This window comes from Saccharopolyspora sp. NPDC049357 (assembly GCF_040677225.1).
GTDB lineage: Bacteria > Actinomycetota > Actinomycetes > Mycobacteriales > Pseudonocardiaceae > Saccharopolyspora.
The window spans coordinates 1-17,728 of sequence record NZ_JBFAQJ010000034.1; the positions used below are offsets into that span (position 1 = coordinate 1).

General features: G+C 68.0%; 14 protein-coding genes. 11 read left to right on the forward strand and 3 right to left on the reverse strand.

Annotation, left to right across the window (positions count from 1 at the left end; translation table 11 throughout):
- Nucleotides 1-146: 146 nt before the first annotated feature.
- On the reverse strand, nucleotides 147-2,375 hold the full coding sequence (locus AB0J91_RS24325) for a (Fe-S)-binding protein (RefSeq protein WP_363872912.1): 2,229 nt from the start codon (nucleotides 2,373-2,375) through the stop codon (nucleotides 147-149).
- A gap of 502 nt (nucleotides 2,376-2,877) precedes the next feature.
- On the opposite strand from AB0J91_RS24325, the gene AB0J91_RS24330 reads away from it, so the two are divergent.
- The 6 genes from AB0J91_RS24330 to AB0J91_RS24355 all read left to right on the forward strand — a co-directional run bounded on the left by AB0J91_RS24330 (nucleotide 2,878) and on the right by AB0J91_RS24355 (nucleotide 8,403).
- Nucleotides 2,878-3,201, forward strand: coding sequence for a multidrug efflux SMR transporter (locus tag AB0J91_RS24330; protein WP_363785635.1), 324 nt, complete (start codon nucleotides 2,878-2,880; stop codon nucleotides 3,199-3,201).
- Between the two features lie 5 nt (nucleotides 3,202-3,206).
- Complete coding sequence (locus tag AB0J91_RS24335) at nucleotides 3,207-3,791, forward strand: TetR family transcriptional regulator (protein WP_363873037.1); 585 nt, start codon at nucleotides 3,207-3,209, stop codon at nucleotides 3,789-3,791.
- Between the two features lie 323 nt (nucleotides 3,792-4,114).
- Nucleotides 4,115-5,989 (forward strand): molecular chaperone DnaK, encoded by a 1,875-nt coding sequence (gene dnaK, locus AB0J91_RS24340; protein WP_363872915.1) that lies wholly within the window; start codon nucleotides 4,115-4,117, stop codon nucleotides 5,987-5,989.
- 17 nt (nucleotides 5,990-6,006) lie between these two features.
- Nucleotides 6,007-6,711 carry a nucleotide exchange factor GrpE gene (grpE, locus tag AB0J91_RS24345; RefSeq protein WP_363872918.1) on the forward strand — a complete coding sequence of 235 codons (705 nt, stop codon included), beginning with the start codon at nucleotides 6,007-6,009 and terminating at the stop codon, nucleotides 6,709-6,711.
- Nucleotides 6,712-6,736: 25 nt separating this feature from the next.
- Entirely contained in the window at nucleotides 6,737-7,930 is a 1,194-nt protein-coding gene (gene dnaJ, locus AB0J91_RS24350; protein ID WP_210968147.1) for a molecular chaperone DnaJ, read from the forward strand.
- Nucleotides 7,931-7,974: 44 nt separating this feature from the next.
- Nucleotides 7,975-8,403: a helix-turn-helix transcriptional regulator gene (locus AB0J91_RS24355; RefSeq protein ID WP_165944488.1), complete on the forward strand. Its 429-nt coding sequence runs from the start codon at nucleotides 7,975-7,977 to the stop codon at nucleotides 8,401-8,403.
- Nucleotides 8,404-8,652: 249 nt separating this feature from the next.
- Here AB0J91_RS24355 and AB0J91_RS24360 read toward each other — a convergent pair whose 3' ends face one another.
- Nucleotides 8,653-9,756: an FAD-binding oxidoreductase gene (locus AB0J91_RS24360; protein WP_363873040.1), complete on the reverse strand. Its 1,104-nt coding sequence runs from the start codon at nucleotides 9,754-9,756 to the stop codon at nucleotides 8,653-8,655.
- A 351-nt stretch (nucleotides 9,757-10,107) separates the two neighbouring features.
- On the opposite strand from AB0J91_RS24360, the gene AB0J91_RS24365 reads away from it, so the two are divergent.
- From AB0J91_RS24365 to AB0J91_RS24385, 5 genes are all read left to right on the forward strand, one after another.
- Nucleotides 10,108-10,824 (forward strand): pyridoxamine 5'-phosphate oxidase family protein, encoded by a 717-nt coding sequence (locus tag AB0J91_RS24365; RefSeq protein WP_363873043.1) that lies wholly within the window; start codon nucleotides 10,108-10,110, stop codon nucleotides 10,822-10,824.
- Nucleotides 10,825-11,134: 310 nt separating this feature from the next.
- Nucleotides 11,135-11,599 (forward strand): MarR family transcriptional regulator, encoded by a 465-nt coding sequence (locus tag AB0J91_RS24370; protein ID WP_307870184.1) that lies wholly within the window; start codon nucleotides 11,135-11,137, stop codon nucleotides 11,597-11,599.
- A 168-nt stretch (nucleotides 11,600-11,767) separates the two neighbouring features.
- Nucleotides 11,768-12,259, forward strand: coding sequence for a MarR family winged helix-turn-helix transcriptional regulator (locus tag AB0J91_RS24375; protein WP_363872921.1), 492 nt, complete (start codon nucleotides 11,768-11,770; stop codon nucleotides 12,257-12,259).
- A gap of 74 nt (nucleotides 12,260-12,333) precedes the next feature.
- Complete coding sequence (locus AB0J91_RS24380) at nucleotides 12,334-14,763, forward strand: MFS transporter (RefSeq protein WP_363873046.1); 2,430 nt, start codon at nucleotides 12,334-12,336, stop codon at nucleotides 14,761-14,763.
- 121 nt (nucleotides 14,764-14,884) lie between these two features.
- Nucleotides 14,885-15,751, forward strand: coding sequence for a YceI family protein (locus AB0J91_RS24385; RefSeq protein WP_363872924.1), 867 nt, complete (start codon nucleotides 14,885-14,887; stop codon nucleotides 15,749-15,751).
- 205 nt (nucleotides 15,752-15,956) lie between these two features.
- Here AB0J91_RS24385 and AB0J91_RS24390 read toward each other — a convergent pair whose 3' ends face one another.
- On the reverse strand, nucleotides 15,957-17,534 hold the full coding sequence (locus AB0J91_RS24390) for an alanine/glycine:cation symporter family protein (RefSeq protein WP_363872927.1): 1,578 nt from the start codon (nucleotides 17,532-17,534) through the stop codon (nucleotides 15,957-15,959).
- Nucleotides 17,535-17,728: the final 194 nt, after the last annotated feature.

Genomic DNA, 17,728 nt, shown 5'->3' on the forward strand with positions numbered 1-17,728 from the left:
GAGTGGGAACCCGACCCCGCCGTGGGGGGGGGGGGGGCGGGCCCCCCGCGCGGGGGGGGGGGGGCTGTACTAACCCCCCCCCCCGGCCCGGCGCCCGCGCGCGGGGCGCCGGGGGGGGGGGCGCCCCCCTTCTCAGCTCACAACCGTCAGCTGGTGGCGGGTTCCGCCTCGGCTGCGCCGTCCTTCTTGTCGTCGCCGCGCTTGACCGCGTTGAGCAGCAGCTGGGCGACGTCGACGACCTCGACGGACTCGTTGGCGACCTTCTCGCTCTTCCGAGCGGTCAGGCCGTCGGAGAGCATCACCTTGCAGAACGGGCAACCGGTGGCGATCTTCGAGGGGGCGGTGCCCAGGGCCTCGTCGACGCGCTCCTGGTTGATCCGCTTGCCGGTGCGCTCCTCCATCCACATGCGGGCACCGCCGGCGCCGCAGCACATGGAGCGGTCCGCGTGGCGTGGCATCTCGCGGAAGGTCGCACCCGCGGCGCCGACCAGGTCGCGCGGCGGCGTGTAGACCTTGTTGTGCCGTCCCAGGTAGCAGGGGTCGTGGTAGGTCACGTCCTCGGCGACCGGGGCGACCGGGGTCAGGCGCTTCTCGCGAACCAGCTTGTTGAGCAGCTGGGTGTGGTGCACGACCTCGTAGTCACCGCCGAGCTCGGAGTACTCGTTGGCGAGGCTGTTGAAGCAGTGCGCGCAGGTCGCGACGATCTTGCGCTTGCCCGGCTCGCGGCCCTCGAACACCGAGTTGAGGACCTCGACGTTCTGCTGGGCCATCATCTGGAAGATGAACTCGTTGCCCGCGCGACGGGCCGGGTCACCGGTGCAGGTCTCCTCCGGGCCCAGCACCTTGTACTTCACGCCCGCCATGTGCAGCAGCTCGGCGACGGCCTGGGTGGTCTTCTTCGCGCGGTCCTCGAAGGCACCGGCGCAGCCGACCCAGAACAGGTACTCGTCGTCGGCGGCGAGCTCACCGTCGAAGACCGGCACCTCGAAGTCCAGGTCCTCGGTCCACGCGAGGCGGTCCTTGGCGTTCTGGCCCCACGGGTTGCCCTTGTTCTCCAGGTTCTTGAACATCCCGCCCAGCTCGGTCGGGAAGTTCGACTCGATCATGACCTGGTAGCGGCGCATGTCGACGATGTGGTCGACGTGCTCGATGTCGACCGGGCACTGCTCGACGCAGGCACCGCAGGAGGTGCAGGCCCACAGCACCTCGGGGTCGATGACGCCCATCTCCTCCGGACCGCCCACGAGCGGGCGCTCGGCCTCGGCCAGCGCCAGCGCGTTGATCTTGCCCAGCTTCTCCTCGGCGCCCTCACCGGTGATGCCGACCTCGTCACCGGCCATGTCCTTGCTGCCACCGGCGAGCAGGTACGGGGCCTTGGCGTAGGCGTGGTCGCGCAGCTGGGTGATCATCAGCTTCGGCGACAGCGGCTTGCCGGTGTTCCAGGCCGGGCACTGCGACTGGCAGCGACCGCACTCGGTGCAGGTGGTGAAGTCCAGCCAGCCCTTCCAGGAGAAGTCCTCGACCTTGCCGGCGCCGAACACGTCGGTGTCGGGGTCGGCCTCCTCGAAGTCCAGCGGCTTGCCGCCCGACATCATCGGCTTGACCGCGCCCAGGGCGACGTCACCGTCGTCCTCGCGCTTGAAGTAGATGTTGAAGAACGCGCTGAAGCGGTGCCAGGCCACACCCATGGTCATGGTGCGGGCGACGACGATCAGCCAGACGGTGGCGCTCATCAGCTTGATGAACGCGAACACCGAGACCAGGTTCTCGCTGGCGGGCAGCAGCATGCCGACCGGGCCGGAGGCGAACTCGGCCCACAGCGGGATCTCGTGGGCGCCCAGCGCCGACTTCGCGGCGCGCACACCGAGGATGCCGATGCCCTCGATCAGCACCACGGCCTCGATGAAGTAGGCCCAGGTGAAGTTGGAGCCCTGGAAGCGGGAGACCCGTCCGGCCTTGCGGGGGTGGTTGGCCTGGCGGATCGCCATCAGCACGAGGATGCCGACGACCGTGCCGACGCCCAGGATCTCCATCAGCAGGTGGTAGATCGCCAGGTGGTCGAGGATCGGCCAGCCCCAGGTGGGGACGAAGACCTCGCCGTAGGCCTCGAACAGGGCAAGGGAGCCGAGCAGGAAGCCCCACATGACCAGCCAGTGCCACACTCCGACGTTGCGGAACTTGTTCATCCGGGTGTGCGCGGCGAACTCCTTGACCAGTGTGGCCAGACGCGCCAGAGCCGGACCGTTCCGGGTGCCGTCGGGTTGCCCGAGGCGGATGATCCGCACGAATCGGGCGATGGTCATGGCGAACATGCTCCACGCGACGACGCCGAGCGCGACCGAGATCGCGCCAAGCGTGATCTGTACAGCACCCATGCTCGCGGCCTCCTGTTTCGGGGGTTGTCCGTTTGGGGAGCGTACGCCCTGTTACCCGCTGGTAACCACGGGGGCTGGGGCGTGAATTCGGGAACAGACGGTGATTCTGCGAGACCCCAGGTCGAAAAACTACTTGGGCGATCGTTCAGTTTTCTGCTAATTTTGGTGCTGTGGCGGCCAGATCGCGGTCGTCCGGGGTCCCGGGTGTTTCTGGAGTTGTCGCTGTTGAACGCACGGTGCAGGAGTGGGCACGTGCCGCGGTTCCACTGCTGCGGCTGTGCCGATCAAGGCGGACCGATGAATGGTTGTGCGATTTTCGCCACGTAATTGATCGAGTGAACGTCATCATCGATCAATCCGCACCTGGGGGTGGGGGCATGGTGGATCCGAACGGCGGAGGCGCGACGACCTCGGCCGAGCGCTGATCCCTTGGTTCCCGCGACCCGGGGACGCGCAGGTCCTAAAAGTTGGGCGATCGCCCATGTTGATTCGAGGAGGTCTCGTGGCGTACCTGCTGCTCGTGGTGGCGATCTGCAGCGAAGTGGTGGGCACGGTGTCGCTGAAGCTGTCGGAAGGCTTCAGCAAGCCCGTCCCGTCCGCGGCGGTCGTGATTGGATATGCGGTCGCGTTCACCGCCATGAGCGCGGTGCTCAAGCTCGGACTGCCCGTCGGGGTCGTCTACGCGATCTGGGCGGGAGCCGGAGTTGCGCTGGTCGCCGTCATCGGAGCGGTGTTCCTCGGGGAGTCGATCACCGCGGTGCAGGTCGGGGGCATCGCGCTCATCATCGGCGGGGTGGTGGCACTGGAACTGGGAGGCGCGCATTGACAGAGGTGACCGACGGGCGGCGGCTCAAGGGAGAACGCCGCCGCCGCGCGATCGTCGACGCGACGCTGCGAGTCGTGGCCCGCGAGGGCGTCGGCGCGGTCAGCCACCGCAACGTCGCGCGCGAAGCCGGCGTCCCGCCGGCGTCGATCGCGTACTACTTCAACGGCATCGACGACCTGCTGGTCGCCAGCCTGCTCGACGGGTGCGAAGGGCTCGTCGAGCAGATCAACGCCGTCCGCGAGCAGGTCACCGACAACACCCAGTGGCCGCGCGCCATCGCCGAACTGCTCGTACGCATGATCGTCGAGCAGCGCGAGCGCACCCTCGGCGAGTACGAGCTCTACCTCCTCGCCGCCCGCCGACCCGCCCTGCGCCCGGCCGCGCGCCGCTGGATCGAACTCATCCGGGGCAACATCAACAACGGCGCGGGCGGCAGCGACCCGGTCATCAGCGCCTTCATCGCGGGCATCGACGGCCTGCTCATCCAGGCCCTCATCGCCGACGAACCCCCCACCGCCGACGACCTCGAACCGGTCCTCCGCTTCCTCATGCACCCCCACGACCACCTCGGAGTCCCGTCCCCGGAGTGACCGCACCCCTGCGGCCGGTGCCGGAGCACCGGATTTCAATGGAAGTCAGGGGTCGGAGTTCCATTGAAATCGGGATCCTGGTTTCCATTGAAATCGCGTCACCCCCGGCGGGACGGGTGGCGCTCCGGCGTGTCGGGTGGGTCACCTGGCGGGTTTCGGGGAACTGATCTGGCTGGTCAGGCGTTGGAGTGGCAGAAAGCTTGAGCGCCCCTTGCTCAACCCGTTTGACGGTGCGCATGGGTAGTGGGTAAAACTTGAGCGAGCAAGGCTCAAGAGCCGGAGACGGCCTTGGGCGGACTGGACTAGTACTGGAGGAACCACCCATGGCGCGAGCGGTCGGCATCGACCTGGGGACGACCAACTCCGTCGTTTCCGTCCTGGAGGGCGGTGAACCGACGGTGATCGCCAACTCCGAGGGCTCGCGGACCACGCCGTCCATCGTGGCCTTCGCGAAGAACGGCGAGATCCTCACCGGTCAGCCTGCGAAGAACCAGGCGGTCACCAACGTTGACCGCACCATCCGGTCGGTCAAGCGCCACATGGGCACCGACTGGAAGGTCGGCATCGACGACAAGGACTACACGCCGCAGGAGATCTCCGCGCGAGTCCTGATGAAGCTCAAGCGCGACGCCGAGTCGTACCTGGGCGAGGACGTGACCGACGCGGTCATCACCGTCCCCGCCTACTTCGAGGACGCCCAGCGCCAGGCGACCAAGGAAGCCGGTCAGATCGCCGGCCTCAACGTGCTGCGCATCGTCAACGAGCCGACCGCCGCCGCCCTGGCCTACGGCTTGGACAAGGGCGAGGCCGAGCAGACGATCCTGGTCTTCGACCTCGGTGGCGGTACCTTCGACGTCTCGCTGCTGGAGATCGGCGAGGGCGTCGTCGAGGTCCGCGCCACCTCCGGTGACAACCACCTCGGTGGTGACGACTGGGACGAGCGGATCGTCGACTGGCTGGTCGAGAAGTTCAAGTCGTCCAACGGCATCGACCTGACCAAGGACCGCATGGCCATGCAGCGGATCAAGGAAGCCGCTGAGAAGGCCAAGATCGAGCTGTCCTCCTCGTCGACCGCGGGCATCAACCTGCCCTACATCACCGTCGACGGTGACAAGAACCCGCTGTTCCTGGACGAGACGCTGTCCCGCGCCGAGTTCCAGCGGATCACCTCCGACCTGCTCGAGCGCTGCCGCAAGCCGTTCGAGTCCGTCATCCGCGACGCGGGCATCAAGCTCTCCGAGATCGACCACGTCGTGCTCGTCGGTGGTTCCACCCGCATGCCGGCCGTGTCCGACCTGGTCAAGGACCTGACCGGCGGTCGCGAGCCGAACAAGGGCGTCAACCCGGACGAGGTCGTCGCCGTCGGTGCCTCGCTGCAGGCCGGTGTGCTGCGCGGTGAGGTCAAGGACGTCCTGCTGCTCGACGTCACCCCGCTGTCCCTGGGCATCGAGACCAAGGGCGGCATCATGACCAAGCTGATCGAGCGCAACACCACGATCCCGACGAAGCGCTCGGAGACCTTCACGACCGCTGACGACAACCAGCCGTCGGTGCAGATCCAGGTCTTCCAGGGCGAGCGCGAGATCGCCGCGCACAACAAGAAGCTCGGCATGTTCGAGCTGACCGGCCTGCCGCCGGCGCCGCGCGGCGTCCCGCAGATCGAGGTCACCTTCGACATCGACGCCAACGGCATCGTGCACGTCTCCGCCAAGGACCTCGGCACCGGCAAGGAGCAGTCGATGACGATCACCGGCGGCTCCGCGCTGCCGAAGGACGACATCGAGCGGATGGTCTCCGACGCCGAGGCCCACGCCGAGGAGGACAAGAAGCGTCGCGAGGAGGCCGAGGCCCGCAACCAGGCCGAGACGCTGGTCTACCAGACCGAGAAGGTCCTCAAGGAGAACGACGAGAAGCTGCCCGAAGAGACCAAGACCAAGGTCAAGGGCGCGATCGACGAGGTCAACGAGGCCCTGAAGGGCGAGGACGTCGACGCCATCTCCAGCGCCGTGGAGAAGCTGGCCACCGAGTCGCAGGCTCTCGGCCAGGCCCTCTACGCCGACGCCGGTGCCGCCGCCGCGGGCGGCGCGGGTGCCGGTGACGCCGCTGGTGAGGCCGGCGCGGGCTCCAGCTCCTCGGCCAAGGACGACGACGTGGTGGACGCCGAGATCGTCGACGACGAGGACGAGAAGAAGAAGTGACTTCGGACAGGCCCGAAATGTCGCGCAACGAAGGCGAGCAGCAGGAGCCGGTGGTCGTCCGGGATCGGCGTCGAATCGACCCCGAGACCGGTGAGCGCCGGACCCCTGCTCCGAACGGAGACGAGGCTCAGGTGGCCGAAAGCATGTCCGGCACCCTCGACGAGGAGTTCGGCCAGGCCGACGAGTCGGCCGAACTGCCCGTCGACGGTGCCTCGCCCGAGCAGGGTGGCGAGTCCACCGGCCTGCAGAAGCAGGTCGACGAGCTCACCGCCGACCTCAAGCGGGTCACCGCGGAGTACGCGAACTACCGCAAGCGGGTGGAACGCGACCGCGAATCGGTGATCGCCGCCGCGAAGGCGTCGGTGGCCGGCGACCTGCTGACCGTCCTCGACGACCTGGAGCGGGCCGAGGCCCACGGCGACCTCAACGGCGCGTTCAAGGCGGTGGCCGACAAGCTCATCGGCGCGCTGAACTCCTCCGGTCTGGAGGCGTTCGGGGCCGAGGGCGACGAGTTCGACCCGTCGGTGCACGAGGCCGTCCAGCACACCACCTCGTCGGAGGTCTCCGGCCCCACGGTCACCACCGTGATGCGCCGCGGCTACCGGTTCGGCGAGCGGGTGCTGCGCCCGGCGATGGTCGCGGTCACCGACTACGAGGCCGACGGGGACACCGCGTCCGAGGCCGGTGCCGACCAGTCCGGCGAGTCCACCGAACAAGAGTGACCATGAGCGGAAGGAGGAGCGTCCGGTGAGTGCCAGGGAATGGCTCGACAAGGATTTCTACGCTGAGCTGGGCGTCTCCTCCGATGCTTCATCCGAGGACATCAAGAAGGCGTACCGGAAGCTGGCTCGGGAGAACCACCCCGACGCCAACCCCGGCAACGCCCAGGCCGAGTCCAAGTTCAAGGCGGTGTCCGAGGCCTACGGGGTGCTGTCCGACCCCGACAAGCGCAAGCAGTACGACGAGGCCCGGCGGCTCTTCGGAGCCGGCGGGCTCGGCGGTGCGGGCGGTGGCTTCGGCGCTCCGGGCGGCTTCGGCGGTCCCGGCGGTGCCGGTGGCGGCTTCGACCTCGGTGATCTCTTCGGCGGTCAGCAGGGGGCCGGTGGCCTGGGCGACCTGTTCGGCGGGTTGTTCGGCAACCGGCGACCCGGTGGCGGCGCGGGCCCGACCACGGCCAGCCGGCCGCGGCGCGGGGCCGACGTCGAGACCGAGGTGCGCATCGACTTCTACGAGGCGGTGCGCGGTGCCACGGTGCCGTTGAGGCTGTCGAGCCCGGCGACCTGCCAGACCTGCCGGGGCTCGGGCGCCAAGCCCGGAACCCGGCCGCGCGGCTGCTCCACCTGCGGCGGAGCCGGTCTGGTCACCCGCAACCAGGGCGCGTTCGCGTTCAGCGAGCCGTGCCCGGACTGCCGGGGACGCGGCCAGATCATCGACAGCCCGTGCGAGGACTGCGCCGGTGAGGGCATCAGCACCCGCACTCGGACGCTGACCGTGCGCATCCCGCCAGGAGTGGACGACGGGCAGCGGATCCGGCTGGCGGGACAGGGCGAGCCCGGACGTCAAGGTGCCACCTCGGGTGATCTGTTCGTCGTGGTGCACGTCAACGGCAACAAGGTGTTCGGACGATCCGGTGATGACCTGACGATCTCGGTCCCGGTCACCTTCCCGGAACTCGCGCTGGGCACTACGTTGGCGGTGCCGACCCTGGACGGGAAGGTCACGTTGAAGGTTCCCGCCGGAACCAGCAGCGGACGGACTTTCCGGGTGCGTGGCAAGGGCGTGGGCAAGAAGGCCGGTGGCAACGGGGACCTCCTGGTGACGCTGCAGGTCGCGGTGCCGTCGAAGCTCGACGGCAAGGCGGCCGAGGCGCTCGCCGAGTACGCCGAGGCCACCGCCGATCACGACCCGCGCAGCGAGCTGAACGAGTTGCTCGGGAGGTAAGCATGGCCGGCCGCATGACGGGTCCCGGTGGGATCGGACCGGAGATGGGATTCGCGTTCCCGCCCGGTTCCAACGAGGACACCCCGATGTTCGTGATCTCGGTGGCGGCGCAGCTGTCCGGGCTGCACGCGCAGACCCTGCGCAGCTACGACCGGCTCGGACTCGTCTCGCCCGGACGCACAGCGGCAGGCGGCCGACGCTACTCGCTGCGCGACATCGCGCTGCTGCGCGAAGTCCAGCGGCTCTCCCAGGAGGAGGGCGTCAACCTGGCCGGGATCAAGCGCATCATCGATCTGGAGAACCAGGTCGACGCGCTGCAGGCCAAGGTCACCGAGCTCACCGAGGAGGTCGCGGCGGCCTACGCGGCGGCGGAATCGGCAGCGGCCCAGATCCACGCCTCCTACCGCCGAGACCTGGTCCCGGTGCGCCAGGAGACCGCGCTGGTCGTCTGGAAACCCAACCGCAAGCGGTAACCCCGTGAACGTGAAGAAGGGCGTCTCCCACCAGGGGAGACGCCCTTCTTCACGTCAGCCAAGCGGCGAAGCCGCTTCCTCCTCACCCCACCTGCGCAACCGGCACCGCCGGGGGTTCTGAGCGGCTTCGTGGCGAGCACGCCGCGACGCCGATGTCCACCCCCTGGGTAAGCGGCATGCATCAGGAGTGGCGCGCGGAGTCCACGGAGCCGCTCAGGTTCCCCCACCGGCACCGCTGAGCAAGACGACTCAGTCCAAGGTAAATGGGTCGTAGCGGATGTTGTCGAGGGTGGTGCCCGCGACCAGCATCTTCGAGACGGTGGCGCGGATCATCGCCGGAGAACCGGAGACCAGCACGTCCCAGCCCTCCCAGGCCCCGTAGCGGGAGACGACGTCGGCGATCGTGCCGTGCTCGACCCCCTCGACGTTGGGGTCGTTCTCCAGCACGGCCGTGATCGTCAGCCACGGGTTGTGCATCGCGATGCGGCGGAGGTTCTCAAGGTCGTAGAGGTCGTCGCGGGTGCGTCCGCCGTAGAAGAGCTGCACGCGCGGGTTCTCGCCGTACTGGGCGAGGTCGTCGATGATCGCGCGCAGCGGCGTGACGCCGGTACCGCCGGCGATCATCAGGACGTCCGGCGAGTTCTCCCGGTCGACGGTCAGCCGCCCCATCGGCGAGCCGATCCGCCACTGGTCACCGGGCTGCGCGTGGCCGACCAGCGCACGGCTGACCCAACCGCCATCGACGGAGCGGACGTGGAACTCCATCACGCCGTCGTCGCTGGGCGCGTTCGCCGGCGACAGGTACCGCCACATCCGGGGCCGCTGGGGGACCTCGACGCTGACGTACTGGCCGGGCGCGTAGGGCACGGGGTGATCGGTCTGCACGCGGACCACGGCGAGATCCCAGCTCAGCCGCTCGTGGTGCAGGACCTGGCCGGTGTACCAGGCGGGACCGTCGTCGGCGGCCGCCGCTTCGGTCATCGCCGAGGCCATGACCGTGTAGGCCTCCGCCCAGGCGCGTTCGACCTGGTCGGTCCAGCTGTCACCGGCGAAGCGCTTGATGGCTGCCAGCAGTGCGGTGCCGACCGCCTCGTAGTGCTGGGTGACGACACCGAACTTGCGGTGATCGCGACCCAGCTGCTGCAAGAACGGGAGCAGCTCGTCGGGCTTGTCGACCATCTGGATGACGTGCACGAGCGCCCGAAGCAGACGGCTGCGCTGCACCTCCATGTTGGCGGCGAACAGCTCGCGCGTGTGCGGCGCGATGCTGAACAAGGTGCCGTAGAAGAACTTCGCCACCTCGTCTGAGTGCGGTTCGACCACCGCGTAGCTCTCGCGGATGAGTCGAACCATCTTGCTCACACCGGAGTTGGACGGTTCGTTGTTCGGGGGCGGACCGGGGCTCAGTACGGCGTTCGTCATCGTTTCGGGCGCAGTCTTCTCCACGTTGGCGGCAGGCACCTGGGGTGGGCGCAACCGCTACCTGCAAACGTTCCCCGACATCAGGGGCGACCCTAACCCCTGATCGGGCGTACGTCTGCCTTGATGGCACTTTCGAGTGCTTTGTAACTACTTCACGTAGATAATCCATCAATCGGTCGGGGGAAAGCTAGTGGCGAGGCTGTTACCGGACAGGGCGACATGACACGGTGGTCCGCCGTGACCCCCGATCACGTCAATCCGGTCGGCGTGGCTCCCGATGCCATGCTGGACCTAGAGCTGTCCGACAGCACAGCGCCCCCCGTCCCGACCCCCGCCCGATTATCCGAGTCGCAGCTCACCGACCCGTTTTGGCAGGAAACCCCGACTCTGCCCGGATCGGCCGGTGAGCACCTGCTCCAGAGCGCCTACGGCACCGAGAAGCGGGCCCGACGCTTCTACGACGACCAGGTGCTGGACAGGCTCAACGACGAGATGAAGGCGTTCATCGGGCGCATGGAGCTGGCTTTCGTGGCCACCTCCGACGCCCGAGGCGAGTGCGATTCCAGCCTGCGGGCAGGACCGCCCGGCTTCATCGAGGTCCTCGACGACCAGCACGTCTGCTACCCGGAGTACCGGGGCAACGGGGTGATGGCCAGCCTCGGCAACATCAGCGAGAACCCGCACGTCGGCATCCTCCTGGTGGACTTCGTCACCGACCTGATCGGCCTGCACGTCAACGGCAAGGCCCGCATCGTCGAGGACTCCGACCTGCGCGGCATCTACCCAGCGCTGCCCTCGGAGTTCGATCGGGGCCGCACGCCCGAGCGCTGGGTGGTGGTGCAGGTCGAGGAGGCCTACATCCACTGCCGCAAGCACATCCCCCGGATGATGCCTGTCCTGCGGGAACGCACCTGGGGCACGGACGATGTGAAGCGCAAGGGTGGCGACTACTTCAGCGCCAAGGGAATGCCCCGCCCCTGGCACGAAGTCATGAGCTGATCCTGGCCGGTTTGCTTAGCGGTGCGGGTGGGGGAACCTGAGCGGCTTCGTGGACTCCGCGCGCCACTCCTTGAGTATGTGAGTACGCGGCGTTGCGGCGTATTCACCACGCAGCCGCTCAGAACCCCCGGCGGTGCAGGTTGCTCAGGTGGTGAAAGAGAAAGCGACTTCGTCACTTGCCTGACGTCCGGGTATTGGCGAGCCGGTCGTCCGGTTGGAAATCGGGTTGACTGGTTCTCGGGCTGGTGCTCTGCGTTGCGGGCGTGCTCCCTAGAGTGGGGCGAAACGGTCGCAAGGTGCGGGGAGAGACGTGAGCGAGCAGGACGACGAGATCGCGGAGGACCCCGCGCGCCGCGAAGCGGCCGAGGAGATCGAACGCGAGCTGGTGATGATGTTCCGCAACGCGCGGAACCTCTCCACGCACGTCGCCGCGCTGGTGCACCCGGACCTGGACCCGGCGTCCTACACGATGTTGTTGATGGTGGCCAACGAAGGACCGCTGCGCGGCATGGACCTGGCCGGCCGCACCGGCCTGGACAAGTCCACCGTCTCGCGGCAGATCGCCACCCTCGTCGACCTGGAGCTGCTGGAGCGCGCGCCCGACCCGGACGACGGCCGCGCCCGCCGCATCCAGCTCTCCGACCTGGGGCAGGAGCGCCTGGAGCGGGTGCGCGCCGAGCGCCGCAAGCACCTCCACGGCCAGTTCGCCAGCTGGAGCACGCAGGACCTGGCGGACCTCGCCCGACTGCTCGGCAAGCTGAACCAGACCAGCTGATCTGACGGCTCCGGCCACCCCGGCACGCCTGCTTCCGCGTGCTGAATCTCGTGCCCCATCAGGCAAAACGGCCAAAACCGGCCGTGGTGCGAGTCACCCTGATTTCAGTTGCGTGCTGCAACCAAGTGGTCCTATTGTTGCCTAGAGCAACTAAAAGGATGGGCTCGCATGGGACCTACACCAGAGACCTGCGGTGAGCTGCTCCGGCCACTTCGCGCCTTGATGGGCCTCAAGCAGGTCGCGCTGCAACGGGGGTTGCAGCTCTCCGACCAGGTGCCCTACGCCGCGGCGGGGCTGCTCACCGAGCTCGTGCACCGCGGCGAATGCCGGGTCTCCGACCTCGCTCACCACCGCATCGTCGATGCGTCCGTGGTGAGCCGGCAGGTGAACCAGCTCGAACAAGCCGGATTGATCACACGCCGGCCGGACCCCGCCGACCGCCGGGTCTCGCTGCTGCGGACCACCGAGCTCGGCGACCGGGTCGTCGCCGAGCTCGAGCAGAAGAAGGCGGAGTGGATCGGCGAGGCGCTGGTCGACTGGGAGGACACGAAGGTCCGCGAACTGGCCCGGTTGCTCGGCGACGCGATGTCGGACATCCGCCGCCACACGATCGAAAGCGGAGATCACTCAGACTCCGGGATGAGGGAAGGAACTCGATGACCAGCTCGACGGAGACGGCGCCCGCGGTGTCGACTCAACCGAGCGCGCCGCACGAGTCGGCCCAGGACCAGGCGATGTCGCACCGCCAGATCCTGGAGGCCATGTCCGGCCTGATGTTGGCGCTGTTGGTCGCCATCCTCAGCTCGACCATCGTGTCCAATGCGCTGCCGAGGATCATCGCCGACCTGCACGGCACCCAGGGCCAGTACACCTGGGTCGTCACGGCGATGCTGCTGACCTCCACGGCCTCCACCCCGCTGTGGGGCAAGCTCTCCGACCTGTTCAGCAAGAAGCTGCTGTACCAGATCGCGATCACCATCTTCACCATCGGCTCCGTGGCCGGCGGTTTCGCGCAGTCGATGGAGACCCTGATCGGTTTCCGCGCGCTGCAGGGCATCGGCATGGGCGGTCTGCAGGCGCTGATCCAGGTCGTGATCGCCGCGATGGTCCCGCCGCGCGACCGCGGTCGCTACAGCGGTTACATCGGCGCCACCTTCGCCGTGGCCACCGTCAGCGGCCCGCTGGTCGGCGGCGTCATCGTCGACACCCCGTGGCTGGGATGGCGCTGGTGCTTCTGGGTCACCGTGCCGATCGCCGTCATCGCCTTCATCGTGCTCGGCCGGGTGCTCAAGCTGCCGGTGATCAAGCGCGAGGTCAAGATCGACTGGTTCGGCGCGCTGTTCCTGGTCGGCGGTGTGTCGCTGCTGCTGATCTGGGTCTCTCTGGCCGGCAAGAACTTCGACTGGCTCTCGCCGGAGACCGGCTACTTCGTCGGTGGCGGCATCCTCGCCCTGATCATCGCCGTCATCATCGAGTCCAAGCACAGCGAGCCGATCGTGCCGCTGAAGATGTTCCGCAACCCCACGGTCACGATGGCCACCATCGGCACCGTCGCGGTAGGCACCGCGATGTTCGGCGGCGCGGTGTTCCTGGGGCAGTACTTCCAGATCGCGCGCAGCTTCAGCCCGACCACCGCGGGCCTGATGACGCTGCCGATGGTCGGCGGTCTGTTCATCTCCTCCACGGTCAGCGGCCAGGTCATCTCCCGGTACACCGGCAAGACCAAACCGTTCCTCGTGGGCGGCTCGATCGTGATGATCATTGCGATGGGGCTACTGAGCACCGTCGATCATGAAACGAACCTGGTGCTGGTGGGGGTCTACCTCTTCCTGATGGGCACCGGAGTGGGCATGCTCATGCAGAACCTGGTGCTGGCGGTGCAGAACGCCACCAGCGCCAAGGACATGGGCTCGACGACCTCCGTCGTCACCTTCTTCCGCACCTTGGGAGGTTCGGCTGGTGTGTCGGTGCTAGGCGCGGTGCTGGCCACCCGCGTTCAGGACTACATCGTGGAGGGCCTGGCGAAGATCCCCGGCGCGGCCCAGGCCGCGGCCGCCGGCGGAGGAACCGGATCGCTGGACATCGGACACCTCCCCGGGCCGATCCAGACCATCGTCCGCGCGGCGTACGGGGATGCCATCGGCGACATCTTCCTCATCTCGGCGTGCATCTCCGTGGTCACCTTCCTCGCGGTGCTGTTCATCCGCGAGAAGCCGTTGCGGACCACGATCGAAAGCAACGAGGAAATGGAGACGGCTTCAGTGGCCGCACACGAAGAGGGCCGGAACAACGGCGCGCAGGCGAACTCCGCCCAGGCCAGCCCGTGGACCGAGCCGTCGATCCCGTCGTTCGCCTCCAACGGCGCGGCGCTGACCGGCCGGTTCATGGAGGACCAGGAGCACGCCCAGCAGCGGGTCGTGCACGGAGTCGTCCACGACTCGATCGGCACCCCGGTTTCCGGCGTGGTGCTGACCCTCACCGACGCCAACGGGCGCCAGGTGGAGCGGGCGCGCACCGACAACGACGGCGAGTTCGACTTCGCCGTCGACAACGGTGGCACCTACGTGCTGATCGCCTCCGGCGGCAGCTACCAGCCCACCGCCTCGATGGTGGTCGTGGCCGACCGCCCGGTGCGGCACGACGTGCAGCTGCTCGGCGCCGGTGAGCTCAGCGGTCTGGTGCACGTCGGCGGTGTCGGCGTGCCGGGCGCGATGGTGGTGCTCACCGACGTGCGCGGCGAGGTCGTGGCCACCAACGCCACCGACGCCGACGGCGACTACGGCTTCTCCGACCTGGTCGGCGGCTCGTACGCGCTGACCGTCACCGCGGACGGATACCGTCCGGTGGCCCACCCGATCGTGGTCACCGATGGGGAGCGGGTGCGCGTCGACGTCGCCCTGCAGACCGGGGCGCAGCTGAGCGGCGTCATCCGGTCGGCCAACCTGGGCGTGCCGGTGCCGGACGCGCGGGTGACGCTGCTCGACGCTTCGGGCGCGGTGGTGGCCGCGGGGACCACCGACATCGACGGCAACTACCACTTCACCGACCTGCCCGACGGCGAGTACACGGTGATCGCCAGCGGTTATCCGCCGGTGGCCGGCTCGCTGCGGCTGACGGGCCAGGAGATGTCGCACGACGTCGACCTGGGCTACCCCGAAGGCTGACCGGTCGCACCAGCACCACCCGGAGGTCACGGTCGTGCTGCGGCGGGCGGGATCGGCTGGACGTCGGCCCGCCCGCTGAGCAAGATCATGACCGAGCTCTGCTTCAAAGGAGTGTTTTCAGATGGATCTCGGCCAACCGCAGGCCGCGGCCGCCAACGGCGAGACCGGCGCCGCCCGGGGTTCCGGGGCGGTGACGGCGTCGGTGCGCGGCAGCGACGGCTGGCCGGTGCCGGAGGCGGTGGTCACCGTCATCGACGGTAGCGGCACCCAGGTCGCACGAGCTCAAGGCGACGCGCAGGGCTCGGTGATGGCCTCCGGCCTCGCCGCGGGCGCCTACACCGCGATCGTCACCGCGATCGGCCACGAGCCGGTCGCCCGCACCACCCTGGTGCACGAGGGCGCGACCGCCAACCTCGGTGAAGTCGAGATCCGCCGTGTCGGCGGCGCCGATCTGCCCGCCCCCGGGTTGTGGCGGATCGACCCCGTGCACTCCTCCATCCAGGTCACCGCCAAGCACCTGGGCCTGAGCAGCATCCACGGCCGCTTCAACGAGTTCTCCGGCGAGGTGCGCATCGGCGCCCCGATCGAGAAGTCGCTGGTGGAGGCCCGCATCAACGCCGACACCATCGACACCGGCAACAAGCTGCGCGACGACCACCTGCGCACCGAGGACTTCCTCAACGTCGCCGAGTACCCGGAGATCGTCTTCCGCTCCACCGGGCTGCGCCCGCGCGGCGGCGACAAGTGGGACCTGGCGGGCGAACTCACCATGCTCGGCGTGAGCAAACCGGTCATGCTGGACACCCGCTTCGACGGAGTCGGTCCCGACCAGTGGGGCGGCACCCGGGCCTCGGCCTCGGCGGTCGCGCAGCTTCGTCGCGACGACTTCGCGGTGCGGTTCAGCCAGTCGCTCAAGAGCGGCATCGCCACCGTCGGCACCACGCTGCGCGTGCAGATCGACATCCAGGTGGTGCACGAGCAGGAATGAGACCAGGAGCGGTCTGCTGTGGCTGGCTCGGCCGCTCCTCGAAAGAAGAAGCCGTGCGCACGTCGGGGGTGCGCACGGCTTCTTCACATCTTGGCGTCCGAGGTGGAATCGGCTTGCTCAGCGGTGCCAGTTGCTCAGGTGGGCAAAGAGGAAGCGACTTCGTCGCTTACCGGGATTGCCCCCGCAACCGGCACCGCCACCGCGGTCAGACGCCGGACTTCGAGTCGACCTTGCGGACCTCGCCGGAGCGGATCTTGGCCTTGTAGTCGGCCAGCTCCCGCTTGACCACCGGGATCATGATGTAGAGGCCGATGATGTTGAACAGGGCCAGCAGGAACAGCACCGCGTCGGTGAAGTCCATGACGCTGCTCAGGCTCAGCACCGAACCGACGATCACGAACAGGCAGAACACCACGTTGTAGATGTTGCGGCTCACCGAGGTGTTGCCGAACAGGAACAGCCACGCGCGCTGGCCGTAGTAGCCCCAGGTGATGATCGTGGAGACGGCGAAGAGCACGACCGCCACGGTGAGCACGTACGGGAACCAGGGCAGGACGCTGGCGAACGCCTCGGAAGTCACCGTGACGCCGTCCGGCTCCTCACCACCGGCCAGCACCGCCTTCTGGCCCTCGACCCACAGCTGCGGCTGCGCGATGACGATGGTCAGCGCGGTCATGGTGCAGATGATGACGGTGTCGATGAAGGGCTCCAGCAGCGCCACCAGGCCCTCGGTGGCGGGGTGCTGGGTGCGGACCGCGGAGTGCGCGATCGGCGCCGAGCCCAGACCGGCCTCGTTGGAGAACGCGGCGCGCTGGAAACCGACGATCAGCACACCGATGAGACCGCCGAATCCGGCCTCCGGGGTGAACGCGCCCTGGACGATCGTGACGACCGCGTCCGGCACGGCGGTGATGTTGACGCCGATGACCGTCAGCGAGGCCAGGACGTAGATGATCGCCATCGCCGGGACGAGCTTGCTGGTCACCGCGCCGATGGACTTGATGCCGCCGACCACGACCGAGCCGACGATGATCGCCAGGATGACGCCGAAGATCAGCGCGGCACCGTCCGAGCCGAGCAGGCCCTCGTCGCCGCCGGTGACGTCGCGCACCTGGGCGAAGGTCTGGTTGGCCTGGAACATGTTGCCGCCGCCGACGCCGAACAGCAGGATCATGATCGCCGCCAGTACGGCGAGCACCTTGCCCAGGCCCCGTCCGAAGGCGTTGGGGATCTGCTCGGCGAGGCCCTTGCGCAGGTAGTGCATCGGACCGCCGTGAACGTTGCCGTTCGCGTCGATCTCGCGGTACTTCACCCCGAGAGTGCACTCGACGAACTTGGTCGCCATGCCGAGCAGGCCGCAGAGGATCATCCAGAAGGTCGCACCCGCGCCGCCGACGGTGACCGCGACACCGACACCGGCGATGTTGCCCAGACCGACGGTTCCCGACAGCGCCGAGGACAGCGCTTGGAAGTGGTTGATCTCGCCCGGTTCGTCCTTGCTGGTGTACTTGCCGCGCACCAGGTCGACAGCGAGCTTGAAGCTCCGGATCTGCACGAAGCCGAAGACCAGGGTGAACACCGTCGCGGCGATCACCAGCCAGGCGACGATCCACGGGAAGCTCACGCCGAGGACGGTGATCTCACCGAACACGAACCCGGAGAAGGCCTCCGAGATCGGCGTGAAGACGTTGTTGATGGTGTCCTCGATGCTGGCGAGTGGGCCGGCATCGGCCGCAAGGACGAGTTCGCCGTCCGGCGGTGGTGTCCCCAAGGTGTAGGTCATGGCGCAATAGCAAAGCGAGCAAAACCCCTGAAAGCAAGCACTGTGCGTAACAATCTGCGGAAGGTTGGTCCGATTGGTCAGACCTATGTTTACGCCGTGTGAAAAAAGAAACCTAGTGTGAAACTGAGCTTGAGCGGAAGGCGCTCAACTTTTGTTATGTTGGACGTGTGGAGTCTGCTGCCGACAAGCGGGAC